Annotated in this window: 13 protein-coding genes; 10 read left to right on the forward strand and 3 right to left on the reverse strand. The window is 59.4% G+C overall.

Annotation, left to right across the window (positions count from 1 at the left end; translation table 11 throughout):
* Positions 1 to 10: 10 nt before the first annotated feature.
* The 9 genes from pilW (at position 11) to ACYZT7_RS06555 (ending at position 9,773) form a co-directional block, all read left to right on the forward strand.
* Positions 11 to 769 (forward strand): type IV pilus biogenesis/stability protein PilW, encoded by a 759-nt coding sequence (pilW, locus tag ACYZT7_RS06515; RefSeq protein ID WP_449644202.1) that lies wholly within the window; start codon positions 11 to 13, stop codon positions 767 to 769.
* Positions 769 to 1,797, forward strand: a complete 1,029-nt coding sequence (locus ACYZT7_RS06520) for a RodZ domain-containing protein (protein ID WP_462040386.1) — start codon at positions 769 to 771, stop codon at positions 1,795 to 1,797. Before pilW ends, ACYZT7_RS06520 begins: the two co-directional genes overlap by 1 nt.
* Positions 1,798 to 1,800: 3 nt before the next feature.
* Complete coding sequence (gene ispG, locus ACYZT7_RS06525; RefSeq protein ID WP_462040387.1) at positions 1,801 to 2,910, forward strand: flavodoxin-dependent (E)-4-hydroxy-3-methylbut-2-enyl-diphosphate synthase; 1,110 nt, start codon at positions 1,801 to 1,803, stop codon at positions 2,908 to 2,910.
* A gap of 37 nt (positions 2,911 to 2,947) precedes the next feature.
* Positions 2,948 to 4,237, forward strand: coding sequence for a histidine--tRNA ligase (hisS, locus tag ACYZT7_RS06530; RefSeq protein ID WP_462040388.1), 1,290 nt, complete (start codon positions 2,948 to 2,950; stop codon positions 4,235 to 4,237).
* A gap of 40 nt (positions 4,238 to 4,277) precedes the next feature.
* The gene (locus ACYZT7_RS06535; RefSeq protein ID WP_462040389.1) at positions 4,278 to 4,919 is read left to right on the forward strand and encodes a tetratricopeptide repeat protein; all 642 of its coding nucleotides are present in this window, start codon (positions 4,278 to 4,280) and stop codon (positions 4,917 to 4,919) included.
* Positions 4,912 to 6,063 (forward strand): outer membrane protein assembly factor BamB, encoded by a 1,152-nt coding sequence (gene bamB / locus ACYZT7_RS06540; RefSeq protein ID WP_462040390.1) that lies wholly within the window; start codon positions 4,912 to 4,914, stop codon positions 6,061 to 6,063. Before ACYZT7_RS06535 ends, bamB begins: the two co-directional genes overlap by 8 nt.
* A 140-nt stretch (positions 6,064 to 6,203) precedes the next feature.
* The gene (der, locus tag ACYZT7_RS06545; protein WP_462040391.1) at positions 6,204 to 7,673 is read left to right on the forward strand and encodes a ribosome biogenesis GTPase Der; all 1,470 of its coding nucleotides are present in this window, start codon (positions 6,204 to 6,206) and stop codon (positions 7,671 to 7,673) included.
* A 172-nt stretch (positions 7,674 to 7,845) separates the two neighbouring features.
* The gene (locus ACYZT7_RS06550; RefSeq protein WP_462040392.1) at positions 7,846 to 8,994 is read left to right on the forward strand and encodes a pyridoxal phosphate-dependent aminotransferase; all 1,149 of its coding nucleotides are present in this window, start codon (positions 7,846 to 7,848) and stop codon (positions 8,992 to 8,994) included.
* Positions 8,982 to 9,773, forward strand: a complete 792-nt coding sequence (locus ACYZT7_RS06555; RefSeq protein ID WP_462040393.1) for an amidohydrolase — start codon at positions 8,982 to 8,984, stop codon at positions 9,771 to 9,773. Before ACYZT7_RS06550 ends, ACYZT7_RS06555 begins: the two co-directional genes overlap by 13 nt.
* 199 nt (positions 9,774 to 9,972) lie before the next feature.
* On the opposite strand, the gene leuA is transcribed toward ACYZT7_RS06555, so the two are convergent.
* Positions 9,973 to 11,652 (reverse strand): 2-isopropylmalate synthase, encoded by a 1,680-nt coding sequence (leuA, locus tag ACYZT7_RS06560; protein ID WP_462040394.1) that lies wholly within the window; start codon positions 11,650 to 11,652, stop codon positions 9,973 to 9,975.
* A 396-nt stretch (positions 11,653 to 12,048) separates the two neighbouring features.
* On the opposite strand from leuA, the gene ACYZT7_RS06565 reads away from it, so the two are divergent.
* Positions 12,049 to 12,405, forward strand: coding sequence for a hypothetical protein (locus ACYZT7_RS06565; RefSeq protein ID WP_462040395.1), 357 nt, complete (start codon positions 12,049 to 12,051; stop codon positions 12,403 to 12,405).
* 136 nt (positions 12,406 to 12,541) lie between these two features.
* Here the strand turns inward: ACYZT7_RS06565 and ACYZT7_RS06570 are convergent, their stop codons facing one another.
* Both ACYZT7_RS06570 and xseA read right to left on the reverse strand, forming a co-directional pair.
* Positions 12,542 to 13,363: a peptidoglycan DD-metalloendopeptidase family protein gene (locus ACYZT7_RS06570; protein ID WP_462040396.1), complete on the reverse strand. Its 822-nt coding sequence runs from the start codon at positions 13,361 to 13,363 to the stop codon at positions 12,542 to 12,544.
* Between the two features lie 3 nt (positions 13,364 to 13,366).
* A complete protein-coding gene (gene xseA / locus ACYZT7_RS06575; RefSeq protein WP_461968825.1) occupies positions 13,367 to 14,746 on the reverse strand; it encodes an exodeoxyribonuclease VII large subunit in 1,380 nt (459 codons plus the stop codon).
* Positions 14,747 to 14,774 lie beyond the last annotated feature (28 nt).

Consider the following 14,774-nt stretch of genomic DNA (forward strand, 5'->3'; position numbering starts at 1 on the left):
GAGGATCTCTATGTCCCTGCGCTTCGCGCTGCTATTGCTGTTGGCCAGCCTGTGTGCTGGTTGTGTCCTGTCGGGCGATTTCAACCCGATGAAGACCAGCAAGGGCCGCGATGAAGCGCGTGCCGCCTATGTACAGCTGGGCTTGGGCTACTTGCAACAAGGCATGACCGAACGGGCGAAAGTACCGTTGAAGAAAGCGTTGGATCTGAATGACTCGGATCCAGACGCCAATGCTGCGCTGGGTCTGGTGTTTCAAGCCGAGATGGAGCCGGAGCTGGCGGACGAGCATTTTCGCAAGGCGCTGGCTTCGCGCCCCAACGATGCGCGAATCCTGAACAACTACGGAAGCTTCCTTTTCGAAGAGAAACGGTACAAAGAGGCGTACGAGCGCTTTGAACAGGCTGCCGCCGATACCATGTATCCCGAGCGTTCGCGGGTGTTCGAGAACCTCGGCATGACCGCTTCCAAGCTGGGCCAGCGCGATCTGGCGCAGCAGCAGCTGGAAAAAGCCCTGCGTTTGAATCGCCAACAGCCACGTGCATTGCTGGAAATGGCTGAGTTGTCCTTCGAAGACAGGCATTATGTGCCCGCGCGTGACTATTACGATCGTTTTAGCCTGCTCACCGAGCAAAATGCACGTAGTCTATTGCTCGGCGTTCGGCTGGCAAAAGTGTTTGAAGATCGCGACAAGGCCGCCAGTTTTGGCCTGCAACTAAAACGACTCTATCCCGGTACGCCGGAATATCAGCAATACCTGTCGGAGCAATGATGAAAGCGGCGCATCCCGAAGTTGTAGCAGCGAATCGCGTTAACCCCGGTGAAACCTTGCGCCAGGCCCGCGAAAGCAATGGCTGGTCGCTGGCTGAAGTGGCCCTCAAGCTCAACCTCACCGTCAATTCCCTGAGCAATCTGGAAGCCGGCGCTTTCGACAAGCTGCCTGGGCATACCTTTGCCCGTGGTTATATTCGCGCGTACGCCAAATTGCTTGGTATGGACCAGACCGTTCTGGTCCAGCAGTTCGACCACTCCACCGGCACCGACTCCCAGGGCAGCAACGTTCATAGCCTGGGGCGTATCGAAGAGCCGGTTCGGGTATCCCACACCATTTTGCGAATTGTCAGCCTGCTGTTGCTGATCGCGGTCATTGGCGGTGGTTTTTTCTGGTGGCAGGATCAAACCTCGCTGCGCACCAAAGACCTGATCAGCCTGAGCCCGGAACACGTTGAAGTCGAAGGCGCTGACGGCACCACCCAGATCCATCCGCTGGACGAGCCGGAAGACCAGGCCGTCGCGCAAGGTCAGGTTGAAGGCGAAACCGCGCTTGCGTTGCCGCAAGCCGAAACGTCGACTGATGCGTCGACCGAAGCTGAAGCAACTGCGCCTGCTGCACCGGTTGCACAAGCGCCAACACCTGTTGCACCTGCCCACAGCACCGCTCCAGTTGTCGCGACTCCAGTCGCGCCAGCCCCGACTGCTCCTGTTGTATCAACCCCGCCTGCGAGCGCTTCGGTTACTCCGACCATTCCCGCTCCAGCAGCGGCGGCTCCGGTTGCCGGCCAAGGCCAGGTTCAACTGCAATTCACTGCCGATTGCTGGACGCAAGTGACCGATGGCACCGGCAAGGTGTTGTTGAGCGGTCTCAAGCGCAAAGGCGAAAACGTTTCCGTGAGCGGCAAGCCACCGTTTTCCGTGCGTCTGGGCTTCGCCCGTGGCGCGCAGGTCAGCTACAACGGGCAGGTGGTTGATGTCGCTCCGTTCACCAGTGGCGAGACTGCTCGCCTGAAGTTGGGTCAATAAGTCATGCACGGCGAATCTCCAATCAAACGTCGCGAATCTCGCAAGATCTGGGTCGGTAACGTGCCCGTTGGCGGCGATGCGCCTATCGCTGTGCAGAGCATGACCAACAGCGACACCAATGACGTCGCTGCCACCGTGGCCCAGATCAATCGTCTGGAAGCGGCTGGCGTCGATATCGTGCGAATTTCCGTGCCCGACATGGATGCCGCCGAAGCCTTCGGCAAGATCAAGAAGCTGGTCAAAGTACCTTTGGTTGCCGACATCCACTTCGACTACAAGATCGCTCTGCGCGTAGCCGAACTGGGTGTTGACTGCCTACGCATCAATCCGGGCAACATCGGTCGCGAAGACCGCGTGCGTGCGGTAGTCGATGCCGCCCGTGATCGCGGGATTCCGATCCGCATCGGCGTGAACGCCGGTTCCCTGGAAAAAGACCTGCAAAAGAAATACGGCGAGCCGACCCCGGCGGCGCTGGTTGAATCCGCCCTGCGTCACGTCGAGCACCTTGAGCGCCTGAACTTCCAGGACTTCAAGGTCAGCGTCAAAGCCTCCGATGTGTTCATGGCCGTCGCCGCTTACCGCTTGCTGGCCAAGGAAATCGTTCAGCCGCTGCACCTGGGCATCACCGAAGCCGGTGGTTTGCGTTCAGGCACGGTGAAATCCGCCGTGGGCCTCGGTATGCTGCTCGCCGAAGGGATTGGCGATACTATTCGCATCTCGTTGGCGGCCGACCCGGTCGAGGAAGTGAAAGTCGGCTACGACATTCTCAAATCCCTGCACCTGCGTTCCCGTGGCATCAACTTCATCGCCTGCCCGAGTTGCTCGCGGCAGAACTTCGATGTGGTCAAAACCATGAACGAGCTGGAAGGGCGCCTCGAAGACCTGCTGGTGCCGCTGGATGTCGCGGTCATCGGTTGCGTGGTCAACGGGCCGGGTGAAGCCAAGGAAGCCCATATCGGCTTGACCGGCGGCACGCCAAACCTGATTTACATCGACGGCAAGCCGTCGCAGAAACTGACGAATGACAATCTGGTGGATGAGCTTGAACGCTTGATCCGTCAGAAAGCGGCCGAAAAGGTCGAAGCTGACGCAGCAGTCATTGTGCGTGGCTGAGCCTGACTAAAGAGCCGAACGAATTTAAGGATTTTAAGTGAGCAAGTCCCTGCAAGCCATACGTGGCATGAACGACATCCTGCCCGAGCAGACTCCCCTGTGGCGTCATTTCGAGAGCACCGTCTCGCGTTTGCTGGATAACTACGGTTACAAGCAGATCCGCATGCCGATCGTCGAGTTCACCGAGCTGTTCAAGCGCTCAATCGGTGAAGTAACCGACATCGTCGAAAAAGAGATGTACACCTTCGACGACCGCAATGGCGACTCCCTGACCTTACGCCCTGAAGGCACAGCGGCCTGCGTGCGTGCAGTGCTTGAGCACGGCATCACCGGCGGTGGCCAGGTGCAGAAACTCTGGTACATCGGTCCGATGTTCCGCCACGAACGTCCGCAGAAAGGCCGTTATCGCCAGTTCCACCAGATCGGTTGCGAAGTCTTCAACCTCGATGGTCCGGACATCGATGCTGAGCTGATCGTGCTGACCTGGCGCCTGTGGGGCGAGCTGGGCATCCGTGATGCGGTCAAGCTCGAACTCAACAGCCTCGGCACTGCCGAGTCCCGTGGTCGTTATCGTGAAGCACTGGTCGAATACCTGTCCGCTCGCCTGGATCAACTGGACGAAGACAGCCAGCGCCGTCTGAAGACCAACCCGCTGCGGGTTCTGGATACCAAGAACCCCGACACTCAAGCGGCGTTGGCCGACGCGCCAAAAATGGCCGATTACCTCGACGAAGAATCCCGCGTGCACTTCGAGGGCCTCAAGGCTCGTCTGGACGCCGCCGGCATTCCTTACGTGATTAACCCGAAGCTGGTTCGCGGGCTGGATTACTACAGCAAGACCGTTTTCGAATGGGTCACCGACAAGCTGGGCGCCCAAGGCACCGTGTGTGCCGGTGGTCGTTACGACGGTCTGGTCGAGCAGATGGGCGGCAAGCCGACCCCCGGCGTAGGTTTCGCCATGGGTATCGAACGCTTGGTGCTGCTGCTTGAAACCCTGGAGCAGATCCCGGAAGAAATTTCCCGTCAGGTCGACGTCTATCTCTGCGCCTTCGGCGAAGCTGCCGAGCTGGCCGGTCTGGCGCTGAGCGAACGTGTTCGTGATCAATTGCCCAACCTGCGCCTGCAAGTCAATGCCGGCGCCGGCAGCTTCAAAAGCCAGTTCAAGAAGGCCGACAAGAGCGGTGCGCTGTACGCGCTGATCCTCGGTGACGACGAAATGGCCCAGCAAGTGGTAGGTTTCAAACCCCTGCGTGGCCAGGGCGAACAACAAAGCATTGCCTGGGATGCGCTTGCTGCACACCTGGCCACCTGCGTCGTGCAGGGTTGAAGCTGTCAAACAGCCGATTTAGCGATTAAGGAGTATTGGGGTGTCGAGTACCGAAGACGAACAGCTGTCGGATTTGAAGGACTGGTGGACACGCAATGGCAAGCCCCTGGTCACTGGCGGCCTGTTGGCGCTGGTCATCGTGTTCGGCTGGCAGGCTTTTCAAAAGTATCAGAGCAATCAGTCGCAAGGCGCCTCGATGCTCTATCAGCAATTGCTGGAAACCACGCTGACGCCTGACGGCAAGCCTGATGCCGCCCGTGTTTCGGACTTGGCCGGCAAGCTCAACAGCGAGTTCGGCGGCACCGCTTACGCGCAATACGGCAGCCTGTTCGTGGCGAAAGTCGCGGTCGACAGCGGCAAGCTGGATGACGCAGCCAGCGAGCTAAAGGCCATTACCGCCAAACCGGCCAACCCGGCATTGGGCGAAATCGCCCGTCAGCGCCTGGCGCAGGTGCTGGCCGCGCAGAACAAGGCTGATGAAGCCCTGAAACTGCTCGAAGGCGATGCCGACAAAGCATTCCTGGCCACTCGCGAAGAGCTCAAAGGCGACCTGTTGGTGCAATTGGGTCGTACCGACGAAGCGAACACGGCGTATCAAAAAGCCAAGGCGGCACTGTCGGATGAAGCGGCGGTCGGTGGCCTACAAATCAAGCTGGACGACCTGGCCAAAGGGGATGCGTGACGTGATCCGTTGGAAACATGCAGCATTGCTGGCTCTGGCCATTTTGGCCGCGGGTTGCAGCAGCAACAGCAAAAAAGAACTGCCACCGGCCGAGTTGACCGACTTCAAAGAAGAAGTGGTTTTGCAAAAGCAGTGGAGTCGTTCGATCGGTGACGGTCAGGGCGAAACGTACAACATGCTGGTTCCGGCGATCGATGGCGATACCATCTATGCCGCCGACGTCACCGGTGTGGTGATGGCGATGGATCGCAGCAATGGCGACGTCAAATGGAAGAAAGATCTCGAGCTGCCTGTTTCCGGCGCCGTTGGCGTGAGTTACGGTCTGCTCATGATCGGTACGATCAAGGGCGAAATCGTTGCCCTTGACGCCAGCAGCGGTGAAGAGAAATGGCGCGCTCGCGTGTCCAGTGAAGTCCTCGCGCCGCCGGTCAGCAACGGTGACGTGGTGGTGGTTCAGACTCAGGATGACCGTCTGATCGGTCTGGATGCCGCTACAGGCAACCAGCGCTGGTTGTATGACAGCACTCCGGCAGTATTGACCCTGCGCGGCACCAGTGCGCCGATCGTTACCAACCGCCTCGCGGTGGCTGGCCTGTCGACCGGTAAAGTGGTCGCTCTCGATATCTCCAACGGCGTGCCGGTATGGGAACAACGTGTAGCGATTCCACAAGGTCGTTCGGAACTGGAGCGCGTTGTCGATATCGACGGTGGCTTGCTGCTGTCCGGCGGTACGCTGTATGTCGCCAGCTATCAGGGTCGCGTTGCGGCACTGGATCTGGAAAGCGGTCGTCAGCTCTGGCAGCGTGATGCTTCCAGCTATGCCGGTGTCGCCCAGGGTTTTGGCAGCGTTTACGTGAGCCTGTCTTCGGGCACCGTTGAAGGCGTCGACGAACGTTCCACCACAGCCTTGTGGAGCAACGATTCGCTGGCCCGTCGTCAACTGTCGGCTCCGGAAGTGTTCTCCAGCTATGTTGCAGTCGGTGATATGGAAGGTTACCTGCATCTGCTGAGTCAGGTTGACGGTCGTTTCGTCGGCCGCGAGCGCATTGACAGCGACGGCCTGCGTGCCCGTCCGCTGGTAGTGGGTGACACGATTTATCTGTATGGCAACAGCGGCAAACTGGAAGCCCTGACCATTAAGTAAAGGTTTGACTATGCTTGGGGTTAGTTCCCCAAGCGGCCCCGTTCTGCGGGGCTCGCAGCGCTCACAGGCGCTGCCCCGAGCACCAGCCGCTGCCTCGCAGCGGCTTTTGTATTTTCTGAAATAACGAAGTGGAGAGCCGCATGGTTCCCGTAATCGCCCTGGTGGGCCGACCGAACGTCGGCAAGTCCACCTTGTTCAACCGCCTGACCAGGACTCGCGACGCCATCGTCGGCGACTTGTCCGGTCTGACCCGTGATCGCCAATACGGTGAGGCCAAGTGGCAAGGGCGTTCCTACATTCTGGTCGACACCGGCGGTATCTCCGGTGACGAGCACGGTATGGACGAAAAAATGGCCGAGCAGTCGCTGCTGGCCATTGAAGAAGCGGATGTCGTTCTGTTCCTGGTAGATGCCAAGGCTGGCTTTACCGCCGCCGACCAGATGATCGCCGAGCATTTGCGCAAACGTAACAAGCGTTCCTACGTGGTTGCCAACAAGGTCGACAACATCGACCCTGAAATGGCCCGCGCTGAATTCGCCCCGTTGGGCATGGGCCACGCGATCCCGATCGCCGGTGCTCATGGTCGTGGCATCACCCAGATGCTGGAAATCGCCCTGAGCGACTTCCCGAAAGACGACGAAGAGCCGGAAGATGGCGAAGAAGAGATCGTTGCCGAAGGCGAGGAAGCCAAGCGCATTCCTGGCCCAAGTGAAAAAGACGGGATCAAGATCGCGATCATCGGCCGTCCGAACGTCGGCAAGTCGACCTTGGTCAACCGCATGCTCGGTGAAGACCGTGTCATCGTCTATGACGAACCCGGCACCACACGCGACAGTATCTACATCCCGTTTGAGCGTAACGACGAGAAGTACACGCTGATCGACACCGCCGGTGTGCGCAAGCGCGGCAAGATCCACGAAGAAGTTGAAAAGTTCTCCGTGGTCAAGACCCTGCAAGCGATCAAAGACGCCAACGTGGTGATCTTTGTGATGGACGCCCGCGAAGGTGTGGTCGATCACGATCTCAACCTGCTGGGCTTCGCCATTGAGTCGGGTCGTGCGCTGGTGATCGCGATCAACAAGTGGGACGGCATGACGCCGAGCGAGCGCGACTTCGTGAAGGTCGAGCTGCAACGTCGACTGTTCTTCGTTGACTACGCCGACATTCACTTCATCTCGGCCCTGCACGGCACGGGCGTGGGAAACCTCTACGCTTCCGTACAGAACTCGTTCAAGTCTGCGGTCACCCGCTGGCCAACCAACCGCCTGACCACGATTCTGGAAGATGCGGTTGGTGAGCACGCGCCACCGATGGTCAACAATCGCCGGATCAAGCTGCGTTATGCCCACTTGGGTGGCGCGAACCCGCCGATCATCGTGATTCACGGTAACCAGATCGAGAAGGTGCCGAAGTCTTACGTGCGTTATTTGGAAAACACTTACCGTCGTGTCTTGAAGCTGGTCGGTACGCCGATCCGCATCGAGTTCAAGGGCGGCGAGAACCCGTACGAAGGCAACAAGAACTCGCTCACCGACCGTCAGGTCAACAAGAAGCGTCGCATGATGTCGCACCACAAAAAAGCCGACAAGAAGCGTAGAGACAAGCGCTGATTCAGTGATCGTTCCCACGCTCTGCGTGGGAATGCAGCCTCGGACGCTCTGCGTCCAAGTCGGTGAAGTAGAGAGGGCGCCAGTGGCGCCCTTTTTCATGCCTATGGTTTGGGCTATTCTCGGACTCTCCCGCGCCGCCGTTAGAGCCGGGTGTTAGAGCAGGGAATCACCGATGATCACCAGTAAGCTGCCGAATGTCGGCATCACTATCTTCACTCAGATGTCTCAGCTCGCGGCGCAAACCGGGGCGCTGAATCTGTCCCAGGGTTTTCCCGATTTCGATGCCCCGCAAGCCCTGTGTGATGCGGTCGGTCGGCATATTGCCAGTGGCCACAACCAATATTCACCGATGACGGGACTGTCGGCGCTGCGCCAGCAGATTTCGATGAAGATCGCGCGCAGCTACGGCGTCAATGTGGATGCCGACCATGAAGTGACCGTCACTCCCGGCGCAACCCAAGCGATCTTCTGCGCCATTCAGGCGGTTATCCACAGCGGTGAAGAAGTAATTGTCTTCGATCCGGCCTACGACAGTTATGAACCCTCGGTTGAGCTGGCCGGAGGTCGTTGCGTGCATGTGCAACTCGGTTTGAATGACTTTGCCATCGACTTCCAGAAGCTTGCCGAAGCGATTACGCCGCGCACGCGGATGATCGTTCTCAACTCGCCGCATAACCCAAGCGGCGCGCTGATCAGTCGTGCCGAGCTAGATCAGCTGGCGGCGTTGATTCGCGATCGCGACATCTACATCGTCAGCGACGAAGTCTACGAACACCTGGTCTTCGACGGCGTGCCTCACGTCAGCGTGCTGAATCACGAAGAGCTGTATCAACGCGCCTTCGTAGTCAGTTCTTTCGGCAAGACATACCACGTCACTGGCTGGAAAACCGGCTACGTGGTCGCGCCGCCGGCTCTCACCGCCGAGCTGCGCAAGGTTCACCAATACGTCAGTTTCTGCGGCGTGACGCCGCTGCAATATGCCTTGGCTGACTACATGGCCGAGCACCCGGAACACGTCGAGGAACTGCCGGCGTTCTATCAGGCCAAGCGCGACTTGTTCTGCGATCTGCTGACGCCGTCGCGCTTCAGCTTCACCCGAGTGGCCGGTACTTATTTCCAGTTAGTCGATTACTCGCAGATCCGTCCGGACCTCGACGATGTCGAGATGGCGTTGTGGATGACCCGCGAGCATGGCGTGGCGAGCATCCCGATCTCGGTGTTCTACCAGACACCGCCCAAAGGCCAGCGCCTGGTGCGCCTGTGCTTCGCCAAACGTGAGGAGACCCTGCGTGAAGCAGCGGAAAAACTATGCGTGATCTGAGCGCGCTACCCAATCTGAACATTGCACTGATCCAGACCACCCTGGCCTGGCATGATCGTCAGGCCAATCTGGAGCATTTCGAGCAGTTGCTGGAACAGGCTCGCGGCGCTGACCTGATCATTCTGCCGGAGATGTTTACCACCGGTTTTTCCATGGAGTCGGAAACGCTCGCCGAGCCGGAAAATGGTCCGACCAGCAAATGGCTGCGGGTTCAGGCAGCGAAACTGGATGCGGTGATCACCGGCAGCGTGATCGTCCAGGCGGCTGACGGCAGCCATCGCAATCGCCTGTTGTGGGCGCGGCCGGACGGGGAGGTGTGGCACTACGACAAGCGCCATCTGTTTCGCATGGCCGGTGAACACAATCACTACACGCCCGGCGAGCGTCAGGTGCAGTTCGAGCTCAAGGGCTGGCGAGTGCGACCGCTGATTTGCTACGACCTGCGCTTCCCGGTCTGGAGCCGCGACGCTCAGGACACCGACCTGCTGCTGTACACCGCCAACTGGCCCGGTGCACGGCGTCAGCACTGGAACCGTTTGCTGCCAGCGCGGGCGATCGAAAACCTCTGCTACGTGGCGGCGGTGAATCGGATCGGCACTGACGGTAAAGGCTTCGCGTATACCGGTGACAGTCAGGTATTGGATTTTCAGGGTGAGACACTGCTCAGCGCAGGCGAAGCGGATGGGGTGTTCCAGGTCGTTCTGAGCGCTGCGGATCTGGCGGCCTATCGCACGCGCTTTCCGGCGAATCTGGATGCTGATACCTTCGAGTTCACCTGAAGCCTTCGTTGTCTGGTCTGCCGTCATCGCGAGCAAGCTCGCTCCCACATTGTCCGTGTTTACACCATTCAATTGTGGGAGCGAGCTTGCTCCGGGCGGCGTTCCGACGATGAGGCCATGACGGCCACTGCATAATTTGCAGGCAAATAAAAAGGCCCCGAGGTTCTCACCCCGGGGCCTTTTGCGTTTCAGCGAAGGCTTACGCCGCTTTCGCTTCCGGCTGGCTCAGCGAGCGGTTCAGCGCGCTGAACAGGGCCTTGAAGCTGGCAGTGGTGATGTTTTCATCGATACCGACGCCATGCACCGCACGTTCCCCGTTCACGCGCAGTTCAATGTAGGCCGCAGCCTTGGCATTGGTGCCCGAACCGATGGCGTGTTCGTTGTAGTCCATGATTTCAACCGGAATTGGCAGACCGGCCACCAGCGCTTCCAGGGCACCGTTGCCCTTGCCACGCCAGTGCAGGTTGGTTTCACCCTGACCTTTGCTGGAGACTTCCACTTCCACGGCGCTATGACCGTTTTCTTCCTGCAGGCGATGGCTGACCAGCGCGTACGGCGTGTTGGCCTGCAAGTACTCGCTGTGCAGCAACGCGTGGATCTGCTTGGCGGTCATCTCCAGGCCAAGGCGATCGGTTTCACGCTGCACCACCTGGCTGAACTCGATCTGCATGCGACGCGGCAAGCTGATGCCGTATTCCTGTTCCAGCAGGTAGGCGATACCGCCCTTGCCCGACTGGCTGTTGACGCGGATCACCGCCTCGTAGCTGCGGCCGATATCGGCCGGGTCGATCGGCAGGTACGGTACTTCCCACAGCGCGTCCGGTTTCTGCTGGGCGAAGCCCTTGCGGATGGCGTCCTGGTGGGAGCCGGAGAACGCAGTGTGAACCAGGTCGCCGACGTACGGGTGACGTGGGTGCACTTGGATCTGGTTGCATTCTTCGACGACTTTACGCACGCCGTCGATGTCGGAGAAGTCCAGTTCAGGGTGAATGCCCTGGGTGTAGAGGTTCAGGGCCACGGTCACCAGGTCGACGTTACCAGTGCGCTCGCCGTTGCCGAACAGGCAGCCTTCGACACGGTCGGCGCCGGCCATCAGGCCCAGCTCGGTAGCGGCAACGCCAGTGCCACGGTCGTTGTGGGTGTGCAGGCTGATGATCACGCTGTCACGACGGTTGATGTGACGGCCGAACCATTCGATCTGGTCAGCATAGATGTTCGGGGTCGCGCATTCGACGGTGGCCGGCAGGTTGAGGATCACCTTGTGCTCAGGTGTCGGGTTCCAGACTTCGATCACCGCGTCGCAGACTTCCTTGGCGAATTCCAGTTCGGTGGCGCTGAAGGTTTCTGGCGAGTACTCGAAGGTCCACTCGGTGTTCGGCTGCTGCGCGGCGTATTTGACGAACAGCTTGGCCGCGCTCACGGCGATTTCCTTGATCCCGTCCTTGTCCTGATTGAAGACAATGCGGCGGAAGGACGGGGAGGTGGCGTTGTACAGGTGAACGATGGCTTTCTTCGCTCCGCGCAGGGATTCGAAGGTGCGCTCGATCAAATCTTCACGGCCCTGGGTCAGCACCTGAATGGTGGTGTCGTCCGGGATGTGATTGCCTTCGATCAAAGTACGCACGAAGTCGAAGTCGGTTTGCGAAGCCGCCGGGAACGACGCTTCGATTTCTTTTACGCCGACCTGCACCAGGGTTTTCCAGAAACGCAGCTTCTTGACCGCGTCCATTGGCTCGATCAGCGACTGGTTACCGTCACGAAGGTCGGAGCTGCACCAGATCGGCGCGGCGGTAATGGTCTTCGACGGCCAGGTGCGATCCGGGATGTCGATGGTCGGGAACGCACGGTATTTCGAAGACGGGTCTTTGAGCATGCTCATCGGGAAATCCTTATTGTGTGGGCCGAAAAAAGGCGGCCTGCCGGTGGATCAAATGGTCTGGGGATAAAGCGTAGGACGAGGCACCGCGATTCAGCCTGGCAGTCGTGCACTGACAAGGCACAGGCTGCGGTGCTGGCGAAGCTGAATGAGGGTGTGAGAGGTTTTCATGCCTTCAACCCTAACCGCGAGGGTGAAGGATGGCAAGCGGTCGAAAAAAATTGAGAGGAATCCTCTAAAAGTCTTCTTTATCGAGATTTAATTGCGGTGAAGGGTGGTGATTGTTTTTATGGTTGCGCGAGGTTTGAACGATGCGCAATTGAAAGTTGGCGGCCGCAGCTCGGTCAGGGCGGCTATTCTTAAACACTCAACAGGACTACTGGCAGGCAGGAGTCGGTGATGAACGAGTCAGATTGGAAGCTTTATAGCGCGTTGCGTCCGTTGGCCCATGAGCGCATGTGTATCCGCATCATGGAGGAGGTCGAGCGTACGGTGCTGGATAAAAGTCTGGTGCCTTATGAGCGGATAGAAGCCAGCGAAGAACTGCTGAAGGCCGGGCAGAAAGAGCTGTATTGGGCGTTTGGTGTTTTCAGGTTCTCACGACATGAGGCCCGCTCTCACTTGCTCGGGCTGTGTGCCCGAGAGTTGATTACGTCTGAGGAATTGACCGGCTTCTCAGAGGACACCCAGGGCTGGATCAAACACTGTCTGGCGGACCGGGAGGTCCATGGGATCGAGGACCTTGATGCGGAATAAACGGCGTCAGTGACGGCCCTATCGCGAGCAAGCTCGCTCCCACAGTTGATCGGTGTGAACACAGATCCAGTGTGCGCCGACAATCCGATGTGGGAGTGAGCTTGCTCGCGATGAGGCCAGTAGCCTTGCTCAACGACTAAGGTTGAAATGCACCTATAAAGATGGCTGGATCAACCCGCGCATCATTCAGGCTGACGTTCCAGTGCATATGCGGCCCGGTCGCGCGCCCGGTGGAACCGACTTTCCCGACCACTCCACCACGGGCCAATGGCTGGCCAACCTTCACGTCGATTTTCGACATGTGGCAGAACATGCTGATAAAGCCCTGTCCGTGATCGACAAACACCGTGTTGCCGTTGAAGAAGTAGTTACCGATCAGGATCACTTTGCCAGCGGCTGGCGTCTTGATCGGCGTGCCGGCAGGCACAGCGAAGTCCAGCCCTGCATGCGGATTGCGCTCCTCACCATTAAAGAAGCGGCGCACACCGAACTTGCTCGACAGCGGCCCGTTGACCGGTTTGTCCAGCAGCAGGTTGCTCGGGGTGTTCGGGCTGAAGGTGCGGTAGGCCTGAATCTGCTCGGCCAGTTCGCCTTCGATGCGCTTGAGATTCTCCGGGTTCGGATTGACCTGCTGCGTGTTCTTCAGCGTGATGTGCTGTTCCGGGTATTTCTTGTTGCCGACCGTGAAACTCAGATTCCGCCCGCCACTGCTGACCTGCTGAGTGCCCGGTTTAACCGTCAGCGGCACACCGACAATTGCCAGCCAGTTGTTCTGTTCCTTGACCACCAGCACAGGCTTGCCTTGATAACTGGCCTTCGGCGCCTGCGCAGAGGCACCCAGATCCACCACGGCCACGCCGCCCGGCACCGGTTTGTTCAACAGGCGGGTGATGTAACTGTCGGCGTGGGCGTTGAAGGTCAGGCACAGCAACAGCAACGGAGCTAAAAAACGCGGCATGGATCAATCCAGTAAAGAAAGGGTGACAGGCGTCAGGTGATTGTCTTCGACCCGCACTTGCAGCTCGCCGTTGCCGAGTTTGGCTTTCAGGCGCTGACCCGTGTGGGTTTGCTCGGCGCTGCGAATCGCGTTGCCGCGTTCATCCAACAGAATGCTGTAGCCACGGGCAAGGGTTGCAAGAGGGCTGACCACATGCAGCGTCTGCATCTGGCTTTGCAGTTGCAGGCGACGGGATTTCAGACCTTCGCGCATGGCGCGGGGCAGGCGTTCGGCAAAGTTGTCGAGGCGCTGACGAAGCATCGCCAGTTGCCGACCGGGATGTTGCCCGGCGAGGCGGGTTTCCAGACGGATCAGCCGTTCGCGGCGGGTATTGAGGCTGCGTTCGAACGCGCGGCGCATGCGCATGTCCAGGTCATCAAGGCGTTGCGCTTGCTGGCGCAGACGTTCGCCGGGATGACGAAGGCGACGAGACATGCCTTCCAGGCGCAGTCGATCACGCATCAAACGGTCGCGGATGCGCATCACTAGGCGACGATGCAGGCTTTCGACCCGACGGACTAGATCGCTGGAATCCGGCGCGAGCAGTTCGGCGGCGGCGGAAGGCGTCGGGGCGCGGACGTCGGCCACGAAGTCGCTGATAGACACGTCGGTTTCATGGCCGACGGCGCTGACAATCGGCGTCACGCAAGCATCCACGGCGCGGGCCACGGCTTCTTCGTTGAAGCACCAGAGGTCTTCCAGTGAACCACCGCCGCGGGCCAGAATCAGCGCGTCGAAACCGCGGGCGTCCGCCAGTTTCAGTGCGCGGACAATCTGCGCGGTGGCTTCGCGACCCTGCACGGCAGTGGGGATCAGCGTCAGCTGCACTTGCGGCGCGCGGCGGCGGAATACGCTGATGATGTCGCGGATCACCGCGCCGGTGGGCGAGCTGATGATGCCGATGCGTTGCGGATGCGCCGGCAGCGGTACTTTGCGCTCGGCACTGAACAGGCCTTCGGCGCTGAGTTTTTCCTTCAACGCATCGAAGGCCAGACGCAGCGCACCGTCACCGGCCGGCTCCACGGTATCGAGGATCAACTGATAGTCGCCGCGGCCCTCGAACAGCGAAACCTTGCCGCGGACCTTGACCGCCAGGCCATCCTTCAACGCCTGACGAACCCGCGCCGCGTTCTGCCGGAACAGTGCGCAACGCACTTGGGCGCCGCTGTCCTTGAGGGTGAAATACACATGACCGGACGCCGGACGGGCGAGGTTGGAGATTTCGCCTTCAACCCAGATGTTGCTGAACACGTCTTCGAGCAACACCCGCGCGCGGCCGTTGAGCTGGCTGACAGTCAGGACTTCACGGTCCAGGCCGAGTCTTGCAAAGGGATCTTTAATCATGGGGCGCAGTTTAAAGGCATTCGACGCT

Source organism: Pseudomonas sp. RT4P38, assembly GCF_054897765.1.

Excerpts from the sequence above, each read along its gene's own strand:
- ACYZT7_RS06565 (WP_462040395.1), top strand. The coding sequence starts at position 12,049 with ATGAACGAGTCAGATTGGAAGCTTTATAGCGCGTTGCGTCCGTTGGCC.
- bamB (WP_462040390.1), top strand. The coding sequence starts at position 4,912 with ATGCGTGACGTGATCCGTTGGAAACATGCAGCATTGCTGGCTCTGGCC.
- leuA (WP_462040394.1), bottom strand. The coding sequence starts at position 11,652 with ATGAGCATGCTCAAAGACCCGTCTTCGAAATACCGTGCGTTCCCGACC.
- ACYZT7_RS06555 (WP_462040393.1), top strand. The coding sequence starts at position 8,982 with ATGCGTGATCTGAGCGCGCTACCCAATCTGAACATTGCACTGATCCAG.
- pilW (WP_449644202.1), top strand. The coding sequence starts at position 11 with ATGTCCCTGCGCTTCGCGCTGCTATTGCTGTTGGCCAGCCTGTGTGCT.
- xseA (WP_461968825.1), bottom strand. The coding sequence starts at position 14,746 with ATGATTAAAGATCCCTTTGCAAGACTCGGCCTGGACCGTGAAGTCCTG.
- ACYZT7_RS06520 (WP_462040386.1), top strand. The coding sequence starts at position 769 with ATGAAAGCGGCGCATCCCGAAGTTGTAGCAGCGAATCGCGTTAACCCC.
- der (WP_462040391.1), top strand. The coding sequence starts at position 6,204 with ATGGTTCCCGTAATCGCCCTGGTGGGCCGACCGAACGTCGGCAAGTCC.
- ACYZT7_RS06570 (WP_462040396.1), bottom strand. The coding sequence starts at position 13,363 with ATGCCGCGTTTTTTAGCTCCGTTGCTGTTGCTGTGCCTGACCTTCAAC.
- ispG (WP_462040387.1), top strand. The coding sequence starts at position 1,801 with ATGCACGGCGAATCTCCAATCAAACGTCGCGAATCTCGCAAGATCTGG.
- ACYZT7_RS06550 (WP_462040392.1), top strand. The coding sequence starts at position 7,846 with ATGATCACCAGTAAGCTGCCGAATGTCGGCATCACTATCTTCACTCAG.